General features: G+C 70.1%; 17 protein-coding genes. 14 read left to right on the plus strand and 3 right to left on the minus strand.

What is annotated here, in order from left to right; all coding sequences use genetic code 11:
* Window positions 1-102 precede the first annotated feature (102 nt).
* From WA675_RS02280 to ffh, 5 genes are all read left to right on the plus strand, one after another.
* The gene (locus WA675_RS02280; RefSeq protein WP_336081845.1) at window positions 103-1,407 is read left to right on the plus strand and encodes an ammonium transporter; all 1,305 of its coding nucleotides are present in this window, start codon (window positions 103-105) and stop codon (window positions 1,405-1,407) included.
* 4 nt (window positions 1,408-1,411) lie between these two features.
* Window positions 1,412-1,750 (plus strand): P-II family nitrogen regulator, encoded by a 339-nt coding sequence (locus WA675_RS02285; RefSeq protein WP_336081457.1) that lies wholly within the window; start codon window positions 1,412-1,414, stop codon window positions 1,748-1,750.
* An 84-nt stretch (window positions 1,751-1,834) separates the two neighbouring features.
* Entirely contained in the window at window positions 1,835-4,282 is a 2,448-nt protein-coding gene (locus WA675_RS02290) for a [protein-PII] uridylyltransferase (RefSeq protein WP_336081459.1), read from the plus strand.
* A gap of 165 nt (window positions 4,283-4,447) precedes the next feature.
* Window positions 4,448-4,732 carry a hypothetical protein gene (locus tag WA675_RS02295; RefSeq protein ID WP_442945534.1) on the plus strand — a complete coding sequence of 95 codons (285 nt, stop codon included), beginning with the start codon at window positions 4,448-4,450 and terminating at the stop codon, window positions 4,730-4,732.
* A gap of 55 nt (window positions 4,733-4,787) precedes the next feature.
* A complete protein-coding gene (gene ffh / locus WA675_RS02300; protein ID WP_336081461.1) occupies window positions 4,788-6,350 on the plus strand; it encodes a signal recognition particle protein in 1,563 nt (520 codons plus the stop codon).
* 55 nt (window positions 6,351-6,405) lie between these two features.
* Here the strand turns inward: ffh and WA675_RS02305 are convergent, their stop codons facing one another.
* Complete coding sequence (locus WA675_RS02305; protein WP_336081462.1) at window positions 6,406-7,197, minus strand: methyltransferase; 792 nt, start codon at window positions 7,195-7,197, stop codon at window positions 6,406-6,408.
* Window positions 7,198-7,302: 105 nt separating this feature from the next.
* Here WA675_RS02305 and WA675_RS02310 point away from each other — a divergent pair, with 105 nt between their 5' ends.
* The 7 genes from WA675_RS02310 (at window position 7,303) to trmD (ending at window position 12,211) form a co-directional block, all read left to right on the plus strand.
* Window positions 7,303-8,115, plus strand: a complete 813-nt coding sequence (locus tag WA675_RS02310) for a nuclear transport factor 2 family protein (protein ID WP_336081464.1) — start codon at window positions 7,303-7,305, stop codon at window positions 8,113-8,115.
* 184 nt (window positions 8,116-8,299) lie between these two features.
* Window positions 8,300-9,394 (plus strand): amidohydrolase family protein, encoded by a 1,095-nt coding sequence (locus WA675_RS02315; protein ID WP_336081466.1) that lies wholly within the window; start codon window positions 8,300-8,302, stop codon window positions 9,392-9,394.
* A gap of 141 nt (window positions 9,395-9,535) precedes the next feature.
* The gene (locus WA675_RS02320) at window positions 9,536-10,114 is read left to right on the plus strand and encodes a Uma2 family endonuclease (RefSeq protein WP_336081467.1); all 579 of its coding nucleotides are present in this window, start codon (window positions 9,536-9,538) and stop codon (window positions 10,112-10,114) included.
* Between the two features lie 204 nt (window positions 10,115-10,318).
* Complete coding sequence (gene rpsP, locus WA675_RS02325; protein ID WP_336081469.1) at window positions 10,319-10,756, plus strand: 30S ribosomal protein S16; 438 nt, start codon at window positions 10,319-10,321, stop codon at window positions 10,754-10,756.
* A complete protein-coding gene (locus tag WA675_RS02330) occupies window positions 10,756-10,998 on the plus strand; it encodes an RNA-binding protein (protein ID WP_019048210.1) in 243 nt (80 codons plus the stop codon). The genes rpsP and WA675_RS02330 overlap by 1 nt, the downstream gene beginning before the upstream one ends.
* Window positions 10,999-11,523 carry a ribosome maturation factor RimM gene (gene rimM / locus WA675_RS02335; protein WP_336081471.1) on the plus strand — a complete coding sequence of 175 codons (525 nt, stop codon included), beginning with the start codon at window positions 10,999-11,001 and terminating at the stop codon, window positions 11,521-11,523.
* Between the two features lie 4 nt (window positions 11,524-11,527).
* Window positions 11,528-12,211, plus strand: coding sequence for a tRNA (guanosine(37)-N1)-methyltransferase TrmD (gene trmD, locus WA675_RS02340; protein WP_336081473.1), 684 nt, complete (start codon window positions 11,528-11,530; stop codon window positions 12,209-12,211).
* 7 nt (window positions 12,212-12,218) lie between these two features.
* Here the strand turns inward: trmD and WA675_RS02345 are convergent, their stop codons facing one another.
* Together WA675_RS02345 and WA675_RS02350 are read right to left on the minus strand one after the other, a co-directional pair.
* Complete coding sequence (locus tag WA675_RS02345; RefSeq protein ID WP_336081474.1) at window positions 12,219-12,587, minus strand: VOC family protein; 369 nt, start codon at window positions 12,585-12,587, stop codon at window positions 12,219-12,221.
* Window positions 12,588-12,972: 385 nt separating this feature from the next.
* Window positions 12,973-13,824, minus strand: coding sequence for a LuxR C-terminal-related transcriptional regulator (locus WA675_RS02350; protein WP_336081475.1), 852 nt, complete (start codon window positions 13,822-13,824; stop codon window positions 12,973-12,975).
* A 96-nt stretch (window positions 13,825-13,920) separates the two neighbouring features.
* Here WA675_RS02350 and WA675_RS02355 point away from each other — a divergent pair, with 96 nt between their 5' ends.
* Both WA675_RS02355 and WA675_RS02360 read left to right on the plus strand, forming a co-directional pair.
* Window positions 13,921-15,531, plus strand: a complete 1,611-nt coding sequence (locus WA675_RS02355) for an AMP-binding protein (RefSeq protein WP_336081476.1) — start codon at window positions 13,921-13,923, stop codon at window positions 15,529-15,531.
* On the plus strand, window positions 15,531-17,144 hold the full coding sequence (locus tag WA675_RS02360) for an AMP-binding protein (protein ID WP_336081477.1): 1,614 nt from the start codon (window positions 15,531-15,533) through the stop codon (window positions 17,142-17,144). Before WA675_RS02355 ends, WA675_RS02360 begins: the two co-directional genes overlap by 1 nt.
* The last annotated feature ends 62 nt before the right edge of the window (window positions 17,145-17,206 follow it).

A 17,206-nucleotide genomic window follows, 5' to 3' on the forward strand; every position in this document is an offset into this window, starting at 1 on the left:
TCACCGGATGAAACACCGGATGAGGACCCTTCTTGGCAGGCCTTCGTCGTACTCGTCGGGGGCCCGAGATGAGGAGGACTCAAGGTGGTGAATCCCGTACTCCTGGCGGGCGCCGAGATCGGTGCACCCGACACAGGTGACACGGCATGGGTGATGACCAGCGCGGCTCTCGTGCTGCTGATGACCCCCGGACTGGCGTTCTTCTACGGCGGCATGGTCCGTAGCAAGAACGTCCTGAACATGATCATGATGAGCATCAGCGCCATGGGCGTGATCGGTGTGCTCTGGGCGCTGTACGGCTACTCGGTGGCCTTCGGCACCGACAAGGCCAGCCTGATCGGCGACCCGACCGAGTTCTTCGGCCTGCGCACCCTGTTCACCGGCTTCGGCGAGGACGCCGCGGGCGTGCCGCTGACCGGCACCATCCCGGTGCTCGTCTTCGTCGCCTTCCAGGCGATGTTCGCGATCATCACCGTCGCCCTCATCTCGGGTGCGGTCGCCGACCGGATGAAGTTCAGCGCCTGGCTGGTCTTCGCCGCGGTCTGGGCCACGGTCGTCTACTTCCCGGTCGCGCACTGGGTCTGGGGTGGCGGCTGGATCATGGAGAAGGTCAAGGCCATCGACTTCGCCGGTGGTACCGCCGTGCACATCAACTCCGGTGCCGCCGCGCTGGCGCTGGCGCTGGTCCTCGGCAAGCGCAAGGGCTGGCCGAAGTCGCCGTTCCGTCCGCACAACCTCCCGTTCGTCATGCTGGGTGCCGGCCTGCTGTGGTTCGGGTGGTTCGGATTCAACGCCGGTTCGGCCCTGGGTGCCAACGGCACCGCCGCCGCCGCCTTCGTGACCACCCTGGTCGCCACCGCCGCGGCCATGCTCGCCTGGCTGCTGGTCGAGAAGTTCCGTGACGGTCACCCGACCTCGCTGGGCGCGGCCTCGGGCATCGTGGCCGGTCTGGTCGCCATCACCCCGGCCTGTGCCTCGGTCAACGTGGTCGGCGCGATCGTGGTCGGCGCCGTGGCCGGTGCGGCCTGCGCGCTGGCGGTCGGCCTGAAGTTCAAGTTCGGCTACGACGACTCGCTCGATGTCGTCGGCATCCACCTCGTCGGTGGTGTCATCGGTACCGTGCTCATCGGCCTGGTGGGTACCGCCGAGGCCCCGACCGGCGCCGACGGCCTGTTCTACGGCGGCGGCTTCGATGTGCTGTGGCGTCAGGCCGCGGGTGCCTTCGCGGTGCTGGCCTACTCGCTGGTCGTCGCGACCGTGATCGCCCTGGTCCTGAAGGCCACCATCGGCCTGCGTGCCAGCGCGGAGGAAGAATCTGCGGGAATGGACGAGTCCGAGCACGCGGAGACGGCCTACGATTTTGCTGCTGTGAGTGGCACGGCACGGACTGCCGTCAAGGAGGCATGACGTAATGAAACTCATTACCGCTATCGTCAAACCGTTCACCCTGGAGGACGTCAAGACCGGACTCGAGCAGGCGGGCGTGTTCGGCATGACCGTCAGCGAGGTCCAGGGCTACGGTCGGCAGAAGGGCCACACCGAGGTCTACCGCGGCGCGGAGTACTCGGTGGACTTCGTCCCCAAGGTCCGCGTCGAGATCGTCGTCGACGACGCGTCGGTGGAGAAGGTCGTCGAGGTGATCGTGGAGGCCTCGCGCACCGGCAAGATCGGTGACGGCAAGGTCTGGGTCACCCCGGTCGACACGATCATCCGGGTCCGTACCGGCGAACGCGGTACCGACGCACTGTAGTCCGGCGCCGGAGCGACCGGCGGCGCAACGATCGAGCGGCGGCCCCGCTCCCACCGGGAGACCGGTCGGGGCGGGGCCGCCCGCATGAATGGCGGTGGGGCAGTGGCAGCACAGAACGGCGGTATTCAGCACAACGGCGCGGCCGACCTGGTCAAGGCCAGGGCGGCGCTGCTCGAGGGAGCGGGCACACGCAATCCGCGCCTGGATCCGGAGGCGCTGCGCTCGGCGCTGGTCGACCTGTTCGAGTTCTGGCTCACCAGCAAGGGCAGCGAGCTGGGCATCACCGCCGACAGCGGCCTGGCCGTGGTCGCGGTGGGCGGCCTGGGCAGGCGCGAGATGCTGCCCTACTCGGATCTGGATCTGGTGCTGCTGCACGACGACGTCGACCCGAAGGTGGTCGCCGAGGTCGCCGATCAGCTCTGGTACCCGCTCTGGGACGCCCACATCAAGCTCGACCACAGCGTGCGCACGGTGCCCCAGGCGCTGCGGGTGGCCGCCGACGACATGATCGCCGCCCTGGGCATGCTCGAGGCCCGCCACATCGTCGGCGACGAGGACCTGAGCAATCTGCTCATCGGCGGGGTGCGCCGGGAATGGCGCACCGGCATCCGCTCCCGCTTCGACGCGCTGATCGCCCAGACCACCGCGCGCTGGCAGCGCAGCGGCGAGATCGCCCACCGCGCCGAACCGGACCTGAAGAACGGCCGCGGCGGCCTGCGCGACATCCAGCTGCTCGACGCGCTGGCCATCGCCCAGCTCACCGACGCCATGCCGGGCCTCGGCCCGGAGGTCCCCGGCGGCGGCCTCGCGCAGGCCCACCGCAGGCTGCTGGACGTGCGCACCGAACTGCACCGGGTCGCGGGCCGGGCCCGCGACCAGCTGCGCGCCCAGGACGCCGACGAGATCGGCGCCGCGCTGCGCATCGGCGACCGCTTCGATCTCGCGCGCACGCTGAGCGATTCGGCCCGCACGGTGAGCTACTCCTCGGAGGTGGGGTTGCGCACCGCCGCCAACGCGCTGCCCCGCCGCGGCCTGGCCCGGCTGCGCCGGATGCCGGTGCGCCGACCACTCGATGAGGGGGTGGTCGAGCACGCCGGTGAGGTGGTGCTGGCCAGGGACGCGCGGCCCCAGCGCGATCCCGGGCTGATCCTGCGGGTGGCCGCGGCCTCGGCGCGCACCGGGCTGCCGATGTCGGCGACCACGCTCAACCGGCTGTCCGAGGACGCCCCCGAGCTGCGCGAACCCTGGCCCAAGGACGCGCTCAACGACCTGCTCGTGCTGCTGGGCGCCGGGCGCGGCAGCATCGACGCGGTCGAGGCGCTGGACCGGACGGGCCTGTGGGGCAGGCTCTTCCCGGAGTGGGGCGCGGTGCGCGATCTGCCCCCGCGCGACGCCCTGCACACCTGGACCGTCGACCGGCACCTGATGGAAACCGTCGCCTACGCCAGCGGATTCAGCACCCGCGTCGCCCGGCCCGACCTGCTCACCCTGGGCGCGCTACTGCACGACATCGGCAAGGGCCGGGCGGGCGATCACAGCGTGGTCGGCGCCGAACTGGCCACCCACATCGGGCGCAGGCTGGGCCTGTGGCCCTCGGACGTGCGCACGCTCAGCGCGATCGTGCGCCACCACCTGCTGCTGCCCGACACCGCGACCCGCCGAGACCTCGACGACCCGGCCACCGTCGAGCACGTGGCCGAGGCGCTCGACGGTGATGTCGGGCTGCTGGAGCTGCTGCACGCCCTGGCCGAGGCCGATTCGCTGGCCACCGGTCCCGGCGTGTGGGGCGACTGGAAGGCCTCGCTGATCGGCGAACTGGTCCGCCGCTGCAAGCTGGTGATGGCGGGCGAGCCACTGCCGCAACCGGAACCGATCGACCCGGAGCTGCTCGAACGGGCGCGCGCGGGCGGCGTGCACGTCACCCTGGCGCCCGGCGACGGCAAGCACACCTATGTCGTCACCGTGATCGCCCCCGACAAGGCCGGTCTGCTCTCCGACGCGGCGGGCGTGCTCGCGCTGCACTCGCTGCGGGTGCTCTCGGCCGCGCTGGGCTCGGCGGGGGACTCGGCGGTCAACACCTTCGTGGTGACCCCGAAGTTCGGCGACCCACCCGACGCGGGCCTGCTGCGCCAGGAGCTCATCCGGGCGAGCAGCGGCGCGCTGAATCTGCCCGAGGTCCTGGCCAAACGCGAAGCCGAGGCCGAGGGCTCCGGACCAGGCCGCTACGCGCTGGCCCAGCCGCGGGTGCTCTGGTCGGCGACGAGCACGCCGGGCCAGGTGATCCTGGAATTGCGCGCCGAGGACCGGATCGGCTTGCTCAGCAGGCTCGCCGGTGCCTTCGCCGCCTCGGGTGCCGATGTGCGCTGGGCCAAGGCGGTCACCATGGGTTCGGCGGTCGTCGACGCGTTCTGCCTCGAATTGGGCACCGCCGACACACCGCAGCTACGCGCCCGCATCGAAAAGGCTGTGCTGGACGTGGTTCCGCACCCCGCCCCGCCACCGCCCCCGGTATCCGATGACGGCGACGCCTGACACCGTCAGGACACGGTTTACTCACCGATTGCTATCAGGTTGCCCGCAATCCCCGCGCGCTGCCCGATAAGTCGAGATGGGACCTATAGCATTCCTCGGGTCTGGCTGTCACTCGTTCGAGGGGAGAGCAGATCCGTGGCTATCGAAGTCGTTTCCGCATCAATGATGACCAGCGACGCGACCGCGCACATCGCGCGCTGCGTCGGCGGTGACCTGTGGGTGGTTTCGTGGCTCCCCGGACGCACCCTCACCGGTGCCCAGGCGCTGGCCGCGATGACCATCGCCTCCACCACCGCGCACCACGTCGACAGTCCCGATTCCGAATGGAACCGGATCGAGTCGCTGTCGCGGGAGCTGGGCCTGACCGGGCGCGAGGCGGTGTACCTGGTGAACATCGAGAATCACGACTTGCGCCGCACCGCGCCACCGCACGTGCGCCATCGGGAATAACACCCATTACCCTGGGAGGGCAATACACGTCCCTTTCAGATCAGGAGCGCGATCGGTGTTCGAATCCCTGTCCGACCGGCTTACCGGTGCACTGCAGGATCTGCGCGGTAAGGGGCGGCTGTCACCGGCCGACATCGATGCCACCGCGCGTGAGATCCGCCTCGCCCTGCTCGAGGCCGACGTCGCGCTGCCCGTGGTGCGCGGCTTCATCGCCAAGATCAAGGAGCGCGCCAAGGGCGCGGAGGTCTCCGCGGCGCTCAACCCGGCCCAGCAGGTCGTCAAGATCGTCAACGAGGAGCTCGTCGCCATCCTCGGCGGCGAGACCCGCAGGCTCTCGCTGGCCAAGAACCCGCCCACGGTCATCATGCTGGCCGGTCTGCAGGGTGCCGGTAAGACCACCCTGGCGGGCAAGCTCGCCAAATGGCTGAAGGGCCAGGGGCATCAGCCGATCCTGGTCGCCTGTGACCTGCAGCGCCCTGGCGCGGTCACCCAGCTCCAGGTGGTCGGTGAGCGCGCGGGCGTGCCCGTGTTCGCCCCGCATCCCGGCACCTCCGTCGGCGGCGGCGAGAACCCGCTCGGCATCTCCGCGGCCGACCCGGTCGGCGTCGCCCGCGCCGGTGTCGAAGAGGCCAAGGCCAAGCAGTACGACGTGGTCATCGTCGACACCGCGGGCCGCCTCGGTATCGACGCCGAGCTGATGAGCCAGGCCGCGGGCATCCGCGACGCCGTGCAGCCCGACGAGACCCTGTTCGTCCTCGACGCCATGATCGGTCAGGACGCGGTCAGCACCGCCGAGGCCTTCCGCGACGGTGTCGGCTTCACCGGTGTCGTGCTCACCAAGCTCGATGGTGACGCCCGCGGTGGTGCCGCGCTGTCGGTGCGCAATGTCACCGGCTCGCCGATCATGTTCGCCTCCACCGGCGAGAAGCTCGAGGACTTCGACGTCTTCCACCCCGACCGGATGGCTTCGCGCATCCTCGGCATGGGCGACGTGCTCACCCTCATCGAGCAGGCCGAACAGGTCTACGACGCCCAGCAGGCCGAGGAGACCGCCCGCAAGATCGGCAGCGGCGAGCTCACCCTCGAGGACTTCCTCGACCAGATGCTGGCCATCCGCAAGATGGGCCCGATCGGCAACCTGCTCGGCATGCTGCCCGGCGCCGGTCAGATGAAGGACGCCCTGGCCGCCGTCGACGACAAGCAGCTCGACCGCGTGCAGGCCATCATCCGCGGCATGACCCCGGCCGAGCGCGACAACCCGAAGATCATCAACGCCTCCCGCCGCCTGCGCATCGCCAACGGCTCGGGCGTGCAGGTCTCCGAGGTCAACCAGCTCGTGGACCGCTTCTTCGAGGCCAAGAAGATGATGGCCATGATGGGCCGTCAGATGGGCCTGCCCGGCGCGCGTCGCGGCAACAACAAGAAGGGCAAGAAGGGTAAGAAGGGCGGCCGCGGCCCGACCCCGCCGAAGATGCGCGGCGGTTTCCCCGGCATGCCCGCCGGGATGCCCGGCCTGCCCCAGGGCATGGACCTGTCGCAGATGCCGCCCGGTCTCGACCAGCTCCCCCCGGGCCTGGAGGGCATCGACCTCTCCCAGCTGAAGTTCCCGAAGAACTGAGCACAGACACCGCGGCCGGTGATCCATGGAGGATCACCGGCCGCGGTGTTCTTGTTCAGATGACTCCGGGGATCAGTGCTTTCCGGTTCATGGGGTAGTCGGCGAACTTCTCCTTGTACCAGCGATGGGTGGCGAAGGCGCGCGGGACGAGGTTGCCCGCGGTGATCAGCAGGATCACGACTCCGGCCAGTGACCAGGTGAGCAGGGCGAAGCCGGTCCAGGCGATGAGTTCGCCGAGATAGGCCGGGCTGCTGACGAAGCGGAAGCCGCCGCCGTGCGGGATGCGGTACTCGGTGGCACCCGGATTGTCCTTGTCGCGCAGGTTGCGCACGATCGCCTCCGAGCGCACCAGCAGCGCGAAGCCGCACAGGTAGATCGCCAGGCCGACGAGGAAGCGCGGGTCGGTGAGCCAGGCGGTGCTGTACTGGTGCAGGTAGTCGTGGCTGAACAGGGCACCGTTGAGATAGCCGTGCAGCGCGGTGACGAACACCCCGGCGGCCACGACGCCGATATTGAAACTGCTGGTCTTGCCCGGCACCTGGCGGATCGACAGGGGGAAGAACCAGCCCCGGTTGCCGTAGTGCAGCACCCAGATCGCGGCCAGCACCAGCGGCGTCGGTGAGAACGGGTCGGGGCCGGTCAGGAAGAACACCGCGAACACCACGGTGGCCGGGAGCTCCATCAGCCACCAGCCCAGCTTCGGATTGAGGTTGAACCCCACCTTGCTGGTGGTGAAGCGCCCGTAGGGGCTCTGCGCGAACAGCCCGCCGATCATGACGAAGACGGCGAACGCGAAGCCGATGGTGAGCACGGTGTCGTAGGTGGTGTTCCCGGTGTACCAGTCCATCGAGATTCTCCGTGTGAACTAGGGCGACGTGATCGCCGATACAAAACTAGAACACGTTCTATCATGGAACGCGCGAGCACACGACGAGGTTGAGGACGACGAAACATGCCACTGGACCGGACTTCCGAGACGCTGCTGGCGACGGTGCACGCCTCCCCGCGTGCCGTCGGGGCGCACGACAAGGCCGCCTGGGTAGCGCTGTTCGCCGAGAACGCGCAGGTCAACGATCCGGTCGGCTCGCGCCCGCACATCGGGGCCGAGGCCATCTCGCGCTTCTACAACACGTTCATCGGGCCCAACGGGATCGTCTTCCGGGTCGACCGCGACCTGGTCGCGGGGCGCTCGGTGGTCCGCGATCTGCACATCGAGACCACCATGTCGACCGGCGCCACCGTCGTGGTGCCCATGCATCTGCGCTACGACCTGGTCGAGACGTCCGACGGCTGGCGCATCTCCCGCCTGGCCGCGCACTGGGAACTGGCGGTGATGATCGCCCGGCTGCTCGGCACCGGCACCTCGGGCGTGCTCGCCGGGGCCAAGCTCGGACCGCAGCTCGTCGGTGAGCTGGGCATGGGCGGCGCGATGGGCATGATGCGCGCGCTGCGCGGGGTGGGCGGGCACGGCAAGCGCCTGGCCCGCCGGTTGTTCACCGCCGCGGCCGCCGGTGACGCGGCCGGTGTGCGCGCGCTGCTCGACCATCGCGCGGTCATCGAGCTGCCCGCCGGGACGCGGATCGCCGTCGACGAGTTCGCCGAGCGGGTACGAGAGATCCACTGGGACAAGATGATCGCGGCCGGTCGCACGGTCAGCGCCAGCGTGCGGGTCGGGGACGCGCACGGCGTGGCCTTCATCGACTTCGCCCCGAGTTCCTCGCGGATCGACGCGATCACTGTGTTCCTCGACGACGCCGAGGGCTGATCAGGCGACGGGCCGTCGGCTCTGTCGCCAGTGCACCGCGGCTTCGGCTGATCGGGCGACGCGCGTCTGGGCCACGCGGTGAGCGGGCGTCGGCGGAAGGTGTTCGCGATGCCGGTCCCGGATGTGGGTGCGTTCGCGGATCCGGGCCGGTACTTTGGGTCCGAGGCCGATCCGGGAGGTTCGTGTGCATCTGCGTGGTGTGGTTCTGCCCGGTGACGAGGAGCGCGACCTCTGGGTCGTCGACGGCACCGTCACCTTCGAGCCGGTGCGCGGCGCCGAAACCCTCTGTCGCGCAGGCTGGATCGTGCCGGGCCTGGTCGACGCGCACTGCCACGTCGGCATCCGCTACGGCGGCGGCGACGAGACCAGGGAAGGCGCGATCGAGCAGGCCGAGACCGAACGCGACGCGGGCGCGCTGCTGCTGCGCGACGCGGGCTCGCCCATCGACACCCACTTCATCGACGAGCACGCCGAACTCCCGCGCATCATCCGCGCGGGCCGCCACATCGCCCGCCCCAAGCGCTACATCCGCGAACTCGGCATCGAACTCGACGACGAACGCGACCTGCCCGAGATCGTCGCCGAGCAGGCCCGCTTCGGCGACGGCTGGGTCAAGATCGTCGGCGACTGGATCGACCGCTCCGTCGGCGACCTGCGCCCGCTGTGGAGCGACGACATCCTGAAACAGGCCATCGACGCCGCCCACGCCAACGGCGCCCGCGTCACCGCCCACGTCTTCGGCGAGGACGCTCTACCCGGCCTGATCGAGGCCGGGATCGACTGCCTCGAACACGGCACCGGCCTCACCGACGACACCATCGCCGCCATGGTGACCCACGGCACCGCCCTGGTCCCCACCCTGATCAATATCGACACCTTCCCCGGCATCGCCGACAGCGCCACCAAGTTCCCCGTCTACGCCGCCCACATGCGCGACCTGCACCGCCGCGTCCGCGACACCGTCGGCAAGGCCCACGAGGCGGGCGTCCCGATCTACGCGGGCACCGACGCGGGCGGCTCCATCCGCCACGGCCGCATCGCCGACGAGATCACCGCCCTCACCGGCGCGGGCCTGTCCCCCCACGACGCCCTCGGCGCCGCTTCCTGGAACGCCCGCACCTGGCTCGCCCGCGAGAGCATCGCCGAAGGCGCCCCCGCCGACTTCGTTGTCTACGCCACCGACCCTCGCGCCGACCCCCGGTCCCTCACCGATCCGCAGTGGGTCGTCCTGCGCGGCATGGTGGTGAAAACCCCGAACCCCGTCACCGGTCACCGCTGACACGGTCGCCGTCGACCTGCTGGACGGCTGAACGTTCTACCAGGTCCGACCGGCTCTACCTAGTAGAGTCGACCATGAACACGAAGCCGGTCCGAGTTGTCCATTTGTCGGTACGAACAGGGGAGATCGGCGGAGATGACCATGAGCGCCGAGGTTTCGATGATCCACCCGCTGGGCCCGAAGACTGTGCAAGACTGGCTCGCCGAAGAGCAGCCGGTGGATGGATCGCGACTCGAACTCATCTGGGGGTACCTGCACATGACGCCGCCGCCCGGTGGTCCGCATCAGTACGCCTCCTTCGAGTTGGCGGTGTTGTTGCGGGACGCACTACGGATGGCCGGTCGATCGGATCTTCATGTGCTGCCCGCGGTCGGTGTCCGGATCAGCACCCCGTTTCGCGTCGCCGTGATCCCCGATATCTCGATCGTCACCGGCGGAATCGAGCACACCACCTTCGCTGCCGAGGACCTCGCACTGGCCGTCGAGATCTGGTCTCCAGGAAACACTCGTGCCGAACGGGACACCAAGATCGCCGCCTACGCCTCGGCCCGCGTGCCGTACCTGTGGATCCTCGAACTTCCTGACGGCAAGCCCGCGCGGTTCTGGGGCTACACTCTCGGCGAGACCGGCTATCGCCAGGAGGTCTTCGCCGCCGACGGTGAATCGATCGAGGCGCCGGGCCCGGTCCCCGTGGTGATCGACACCGCGCAGTTGCGGTGAGGTAGGACCGCGAACCCGGCAGGCGATTTCAGCTGGGCACGACCGGTCTGGCACAATGGTCAACCGTCCTTCCAGGACAGTGTCAGCCCGTCTCCGGTTCCGTACCGCGCGGCGGTCACGCACTTCATGCGCGAAACCGGACTCGCAGACCATGCGGGTCGCTGAATCGCGTGGTGACCAAACTAGTGAAAGAGGCAGATCAGCATGGCTGTTCGCATCAAGCTCACCCGCCTGGGCAAGATCCGCAACCCGCAGTACCGCGTGGTTGTCGCCGACGCCCGCACCCGTCGTGACGGCCGGGCCATCGAGTCCATCGGCAAGTACCACCCCAAGGAAGAGCCCTCGCTGATCGAGATCGATTCCGAGCGCGTGCAGTACTGGCTGGGTGTCGGCGCGCAGCCGACCGAGTCGGTGCAGCGTCTGCTGGAGATCACCGGCGACTGGCAGAAGTTCAAGGGCCTGCCGGGCACCGAGGGCACCCTCAAGGTGAAGGCCGCCAAGCCGTCCAAGCTGGACCTGTTCAACGCCGCGCTGGCCGCCGCCGACAACGAGCCCGTCGCCGAGGCCGTCACCCCCAAGAAGAAGGCGGCCAAGAAGGACGAGGAGGCCGCCGAGGCCCCCGCCGCTGAGGCTGCCGAGTAATGACTGCTGTTGTTGCCGATGCCGTCGAACACTTGGTTCGCGGCATCGTCGCCAACCCCGACGACGTCCGTGTCGAGCTGATCACCGGCCGCCGCGGACGCACGGTCGAGGTGCACGTCCACCCTGAGGACCTGGGCAAGGTGATCGGGCGCGGTGGTCGTACCGCGACCGCGCTGCGCACCCTGGTCGCCGGTATCGGCGGCCGTGGGATCCGGGTCGACGTGGTCGACACCGACGCCTAGATGGAACTCGTCGTAGGTCGGGTCGCCAAGTCGCACGGCGTGCGCGGCGAACTCGTCGTCGAGGTGCGCACCGACGAGCCGGAGCTCCGCTTCGCTCCCGGTGCCACCCTGCACGGCAAGATGCCGAAATCCGCGGCGACCCGTGAGTACACCGTGAAGTCGGCCCGAGAGCACTCGGGCCGGCTTCTGGTCTTCGTCGACGGGATCGCCGACCGCACCGCCGCCGACGCCCTGCGCGGCCTGCTGTTCGTCGTCGACAGCGAATCGCTGCCCCCGTCCGAGGACGAGGACGCCTTCTACGACCACGAGCTCGAGGGCCTGCGGGTCGAGCTCGCCGACGGTACCGCCGTCGGCACGGTCACCGAGGTGCTGCACTCGGCCGCGGGCGAACTGCTGTCGGTGCGCGCCGCCGACGACGGCCGCGAGATCCTCATCCCCTTCGTCACCGCCATCGTGCCGACCGTCTCGGTCGCCGACGGTCTGGTGGTCATCACCCCGCCCGAGGGCCTGCTCGATCCGGAGTAAATTCGTGCAACTCGACGTCGTCACGATCTTCCCGGAGTATCTCGAGCCGCTGCGGACCGCGCTGCTCGGCAAGGCGGTCGACAAGGGCCTGCTCTCGGTGGGTGTGCACGATCTGCGCCGCTGGACCCACGACGTGCACAAGTCCGTCGACGATTCCCCCTATGGTGGCGGACCGGGCATGGTCATGAAGCCCACCGTCTGGGGCGACGCGCTCGACGAGGTGTGCCCCGACGACGCGCTGCTGGTCGTCCCCACCCCCGCGGGCGTCCCGTTCACCCAGGAGACCGCTCAGCGCTGGTCCACCGAGAAGCATCTCGTCTTCGCCTGCGGGCGCTACGAGGGCATCGATCAGCGCGTCTTCGACGACGCCGCCCGCCGGGTGCGTGTCGAGGAGGTGAGCATCGGTGATTACGTGCTCATCGGCGGCGAGGCCGCGGTCCTGGTGATGACCGAGGCCGTCGTGCGCCTGATCCCCGGTGTGCTCGGCAATCAGCAGTCCCACCAGGAGGATTCGTTCTCCGACGGCCTGCTGGAAGGCCCCAGCTATACCCGCCCGGTGTCCTGGCGCGGCCTCGACGTGCCGCCGATCCTGCTCTCCGGCGACCACGCGAAGGTGGCCGCCTGGCGTCACGAACAGTCGCTGGAGCGGACCCGCGCGCGCAGGCCCGATCTCCTGCCCGGGCAGTAGCCGCGACTCAGGTCGGCACGACCCGGGTCGTGATACAGAACGGGTGGCCCGCCGGATCGAGCAGCACCCGCCATCGTGGATCCGGTTGTACCGGCGCGGGTTTCGCGCCGATGGCCAGTGCGTGCTGTTCGCACAGGTCCAGATCGGCGTCGGCGGCGAGGTCCAGGTGCACGGCCGCGGTGCCCGGCCAGACCGGCGGGCAGTAGTCTTCCACGCGTTGCGCGGCGATCGTCAGTCCCGACGGGATTCGGATTCCGACGCTGTGCGCGTCGTTCCACAGGACCCGGCCACCGAGCAGCCCGAGGTAGAAGCGGGCGAGGGACTCTGGGTCGTCACAGTCCAGGGAAAGGCCGGCCAATTGAAAAGGCTCCGTCATCGGATGGACGCTACCGGGCCGGACGCGGTCCGAGATTGTTTTGCCCTAAAGACATTTGGGTATCCATCGGGGTCATTCGTTGTGTGATCGTCCAAGGTGGGGCTTGCTCGTTCCATCCGGAACGGTCGCCGGGCGACCGCCGCGGACGCCCGGCGTTCGCCGACCGGCCACGTCCGGCCGTGCGTCACGTAAGTGCGCAGGACAGGCGTTGCGCCACTGGAGGATTCGGAATCGCGGGCGACCGACCGGTCCGCTTGCCGGAACGGCACCACGGACCATCCCCGCTGACGGCCCACCGCCGATCGGCGACCGCCCCACCGGGTTTCGTGATGGCCGCCCCCGGCGTGCCGAGTGACGAATTCCACATGTCAAGGGGAGGGGCGATTCAGGGCAGCAGTCCGTGCCGCCGCGCCAGCGCGACCGCCTCGTGCCGGGTCCCCGCGTCGAGCTTGGTCATCGCCTGCCGCAGATAGCTCTTGACCGTCTCGGGACCGAGTGACAGGCGCAGGGCCGCTTCCTGATTCGTGCAGCCGAGCGCCACCTGCGCGAGCACATCGAGTTCCCGGCGCGACAGCCGGGGCGCGTCCGCGGCGGGCTCGCCGGTCAGCACCCCCGTCAGCCGCGCGCACACGCCGGTCAGCTGGCCGCGCAGCGCGCTGTCGTCGATGCCCGCCGACAGCGCCCGGAGTTCGGCGTGGATCTCGCGGAGCTCCTCGGCGGCCGCGGCGGTGGTGACCGGCGCGGGAGCGGCGAGTTCGAGCAGGCGCACCCGCCGGTCGACCTCGTCGCGCACCGCGATCTCGGTGGCCAGCCGCCTGCCCGCCTGCACGAGCACGTCGGCGGTCCGATCGCCGAGCGGGCCCACGCTGCGGGTGGCCGCGTAGAGCACCGCGCGCGCCCGGTCGCCGACCACGATCGGCACCGCCATCACCGAGCGCAAGCCCTCGCCGACCACCGGCCCGTCGTAGTGGTGGGTGATCGTGGACGCGCCGCGATAGTCCGCGACCGCGGCGGGCCTGCGGTACTCCACCGCCTGGCCGCCGAGCCCGGAGGTGCGCAGCACCGACAGCCCGCGCATCCCGGTGGTGAGGGTGCCGACGAACTCGGTGAGGATCAGCGTGTCGTCGTGCACCGGGCCGCCGAAGACCACGGGGACCTCGGCCCGATGCGCCACCCAGCGGATCTCGGCGTGCAGGGCGTCGCCGTCGCGCGGGCGCAGCAGGGATGTGGCCTTCATCGGGTCACCCCTTTTCGGGGGTAGTGGGGTACGTGAGCTGTGCCACATTCTAGGACAGACCCTGGCGGCAGGCCCAGGCGTTGGAGGAGAACTGCGATGAGTACCGACCTGGACGCGCGGGTGAACGCCCTGCTCGACCACTACGACGGACCGGCCGCCTGCGCGGCCGAGCTACTGTGCGACCGGCATCCGGCCGAGCAGGTCGCCGTCACGGTCGTCGAGTCCGATCTGAGCGCGCGCGAGCTGACCTATGGCGAGCTGCGGGAGCGTTCCCAGCGCTGCGCGGCCGCGCTGGCCGAGCTGGGGGTCGAGCCGGGGGACCGGGTGGCCACGCTGATGGGCAAGTCGGCCGATCTGATCGTCGCGCTGCTGGGGATCTGGCGGCGCGGTGCGGTGCACGTGCCGCTGTTCACCGCCTTCGCCCCGCCCGCCGTCGACTTCCGGCTGACCGCCAGTCGCGCGAAGGTCGTCGTCGCCGACGCCGATCAGGCCGCCAAGCTGAGCGAATCCGACCGCCACACGATCGTCGTGGGCGACGAGGTCCCCGGCACGCTGCACTGGGACAGCCTGCTCGCCGCGCAGCGCGCCGACGACCCGCGCGCCCGGGCCGCGGTGGTCGGCGGCGACGGGCTGCTGGTCCAGCTGTTCACCAGTGGCACCACCGGCACCCCCAAGGGTGTGCCGATCCCGGTGCGCGCGCTGGCCTCCTTCCACGCCTATCAGGAGTTCGCCCTGGACGTGCGTCCCGACGACGTCTACTGGAACGGCGCCGACCCCGGCTGGGCCTACGGCCTCTACTACGCGATCCTGGCGCCCCTGGCCTCCGGCACCCGCACCCTGCTGCTGCACGCGGGGTTCTCCGCCCCGCTCACCCGGGCGGTGCTGCAACGGTTCGGGGTCACCAATTTCGCCGCGGCGCCCACGGTCTACCGGGCGCTGCGCGCCGACGACGGGCCGTTCGAGCCGGGCTTCGCACTCCGCCGCGCGTCCTCGGCCGGTGAGCCGCTCACCCCGGATGTCGTCGCCTGGTCGGCGCGGGCCCTCGGCGTCGCCGTCCGCGATCACTACGGGCAGACCGAGCACGGCATGGTGATCTGCCACGCCTGGCATCCCGAGCTGGACGCGCCAGCGCCGCCGGGGTCGATGGGCAGGCAGCTGCCCGGCTGGGCCTGCGCGGTGCTGGCCGAGGACGCCGACCGCGCGGCCGCGCCCGGCGAGATCGGCCGCGTCGCCATCGACACCGACCACAGCCCGCTGCTGTGGTTCCTCGGCTACCTCGACGACCCGGAGCGCACCGCGAGCCGCTTCACCACCGACGGCCGCTGGTATCTCACCGGTGACGTCGGCGCCCGCGACGCCGACGGCTTCTTCCACTTCAGCTCCCGCGACGACGACGTGATCATCATGGCCGGCTACCGGATCGGCCCGTTCGAGGTGGAGAGCGTGCTGGTGCTGCACGACCAGGTCGCCGAGGCGGCCGTGGTCGGCAGGCCGGACGAGCTGCGCGGGGAGGTCGTCGAGGCGTTCGTGGTGCCGCGGCCCGGTGTCGCGGGCACACCCGAGCTGGCCGCCGAACTCCAGCAGCTGGTCAAGGACAAGTTCGCCGCCCACGCGTACCCGCGCCGGGTGCACTTCGTCGACAGCCTGCCCAAGACACCCAGCGGGAAAGTGCAGCGCTTCCTGCTGCGCGGCAAGGAGATCCGGTGATGACCGAACTCGCCTACGCGTGCGGCCCCGCCGACACGCCCCTGCTCGGCGACACCATCGGCGCGAACCTGGATCGCACCGTCGCCGCCTATCCCGGCCACGACGCCCTCGTCGACCGCCCGACCGGCCGCCGCTGGACCTACCGCGCGCTCGGCGCCGCCGTCGACGCGGTCGCCACCGGCCTGGCGGCCCTCGGCATCGCGCCCGGCGACCGGGTGGGCATCTGGGCGCCCAACTGCGCGGAGTGGTTCCTCGTCCAGTACGCCACCGCCAAGATCGGCGCGATCCTGGTGAATATCAATCCCGCCTATCGCACCAGCGAGCTCGAGTACGTCCTCGGGCAGGCCGGGGTGCGGATGCTGATCGCGGCACCGGAGTTCAAGACCTCGGACTACGTGTCGATGATCGTGCAGGTCCGGCCGAATTGCCCGGCCCTGGAACAGGTCCTGATCCTGGGCACGCCGCAGTGGCAGGCGGTCGCCGCGACGGCCCCGGACGCCGACCGGCTCGCCGAGATCGCGGCGGGTCTGTCGGCCGACGACCCGATCAACATCCAATACACCTCGGGCACCACCGGTTTCCCCAAGGGCGCGACCCTGAGCCACCACAACATCCTCAACAACGGCTACTTCGTCGGGGAGCTGTGCGGGTACACCGCGGCCGACCGGGTGTGCGTGCCGGTGCCGTACTACCACTGCTTCGGCATGGTGATGGGCAATCTCGCGGCCACCTCACACGGTGCCGCAGTGGTCATCCCGGCGCCGTCCTTCGATCCGGGCGCCACGCTGGACGCCGTCGCCGCCGAACGCTGCACCTCGCTCTACGGCGTGCCCACCATGTTCATCGCGATGCTGGCCGAGCTCGACGCGGGCGCGGCACCGGACCTGTCGAGCCTGCGCACCGGCATCATGGCGGGTTCGCCGTGCCCGGTGGAGGTGATGAAGCGGGTCATCGACCGGATGGGGATGGCCGAGGTCGCCATCTGCTACGGCATGACCGAGACCTCGCCGGTATCCACCCAGACCCGCCGCGACGACAGCATCGACCGCCGCACCGCCACCGTCGGCCGGGTCGGCCCGCATCTCGAGGTGAAGGTGGTCGACCCGGCCACCGGCCGCACCCTCCCGCGCGGCGAGCCGGGCGAACTGTGCACCCGCGGCTACTCGGTGATGCTCGGCTACTGGGACCAGCCGGACAAGACCGCCGAGGCCATCGACGCCGCCCGCTGGATGCACACCGGCGATATCGGCGTCATGGACGACGAGGGCTATGTCTCGGTCACCGGCCGGATCAAGGACATGGTCATCCGCGGCGGCGAGAACATCTACCCGCGCGAGATCGAGGAATTCCTCTACACCCACCCCGATATCCTCGACGCCCAGGTCATCGGCGTCCCCGACGCGAAATACGGCGAGGAGCTGATGGTCTGGCTGCGCCTGCGCGAGGGCGCCACCACCCTCGACGCCGCGGCGATCCGCGACTTCTGCGCCGGTCGCCTGGCGCACTACAAGATCCCGCGCTACGTCCACGTGGTCGAGGAGTTCCCGATGACGGTCACCGGCAAGATCCGCAAGGCCGAGATGCGGGAACTGGCCAGGGACTTGCTCGCCTGACACCCCGCCTGCCCATCGCTGACCTGGGGTTCCGCCGGGTGTCGGTGGGGAGCTGTAGTCTC

Origin of the sequence: Nocardia sp. SSK8, from assembly GCF_037034205.1 — a bacterium.
Classification (GTDB): Bacteria; Actinomycetota; Actinomycetes; order Mycobacteriales; family Mycobacteriaceae; genus Nocardia.

What these genes read in the sequence shown, in the direction of transcription:
- WA675_RS02285 (WP_336081457.1), top strand. Translation starts at nt 1,412, where the DNA reads ATGAAACTCATTACCGCTATCGTCAAACCGTTCACCCTGGAGGACGTC.
- WA675_RS02290 (WP_336081459.1), top strand. Translation starts at nt 1,835, where the DNA reads ATGAATGGCGGTGGGGCAGTGGCAGCACAGAACGGCGGTATTCAGCAC.
- WA675_RS02295 (WP_442945534.1), top strand. Translation starts at nt 4,448, where the DNA reads ATGACCAGCGACGCGACCGCGCACATCGCGCGCTGCGTCGGCGGTGAC.
- WA675_RS02305 (WP_336081462.1), bottom strand. Translation starts at nt 7,197, where the DNA reads ATGGACTGGTACACCGGGAACACCACCTACGACACCGTGCTCACCATC.
- WA675_RS02310 (WP_336081464.1), top strand. Translation starts at nt 7,303, where the DNA reads ATGCCACTGGACCGGACTTCCGAGACGCTGCTGGCGACGGTGCACGCC.
- WA675_RS02320 (WP_336081467.1), top strand. Translation starts at nt 9,536, where the DNA reads ATGAGCGCCGAGGTTTCGATGATCCACCCGCTGGGCCCGAAGACTGTG.
- rpsP (WP_336081469.1), top strand. Translation starts at nt 10,319, where the DNA reads ATGGCTGTTCGCATCAAGCTCACCCGCCTGGGCAAGATCCGCAACCCG.
- WA675_RS02330 (WP_019048210.1), top strand. Translation starts at nt 10,756, where the DNA reads ATGACTGCTGTTGTTGCCGATGCCGTCGAACACTTGGTTCGCGGCATC.
- rimM (WP_336081471.1), top strand. Translation starts at nt 10,999, where the DNA reads ATGGAACTCGTCGTAGGTCGGGTCGCCAAGTCGCACGGCGTGCGCGGC.
- WA675_RS02345 (WP_336081474.1), bottom strand. Translation starts at nt 12,587, where the DNA reads ATGACGGAGCCTTTTCAATTGGCCGGCCTTTCCCTGGACTGTGACGAC.
- WA675_RS02350 (WP_336081475.1), bottom strand. Translation starts at nt 13,824, where the DNA reads ATGAAGGCCACATCCCTGCTGCGCCCGCGCGACGGCGACGCCCTGCAC.
- WA675_RS02355 (WP_336081476.1), top strand. Translation starts at nt 13,921, where the DNA reads ATGAGTACCGACCTGGACGCGCGGGTGAACGCCCTGCTCGACCACTAC.
- WA675_RS02360 (WP_336081477.1), top strand. Translation starts at nt 15,531, where the DNA reads ATGACCGAACTCGCCTACGCGTGCGGCCCCGCCGACACGCCCCTGCTC.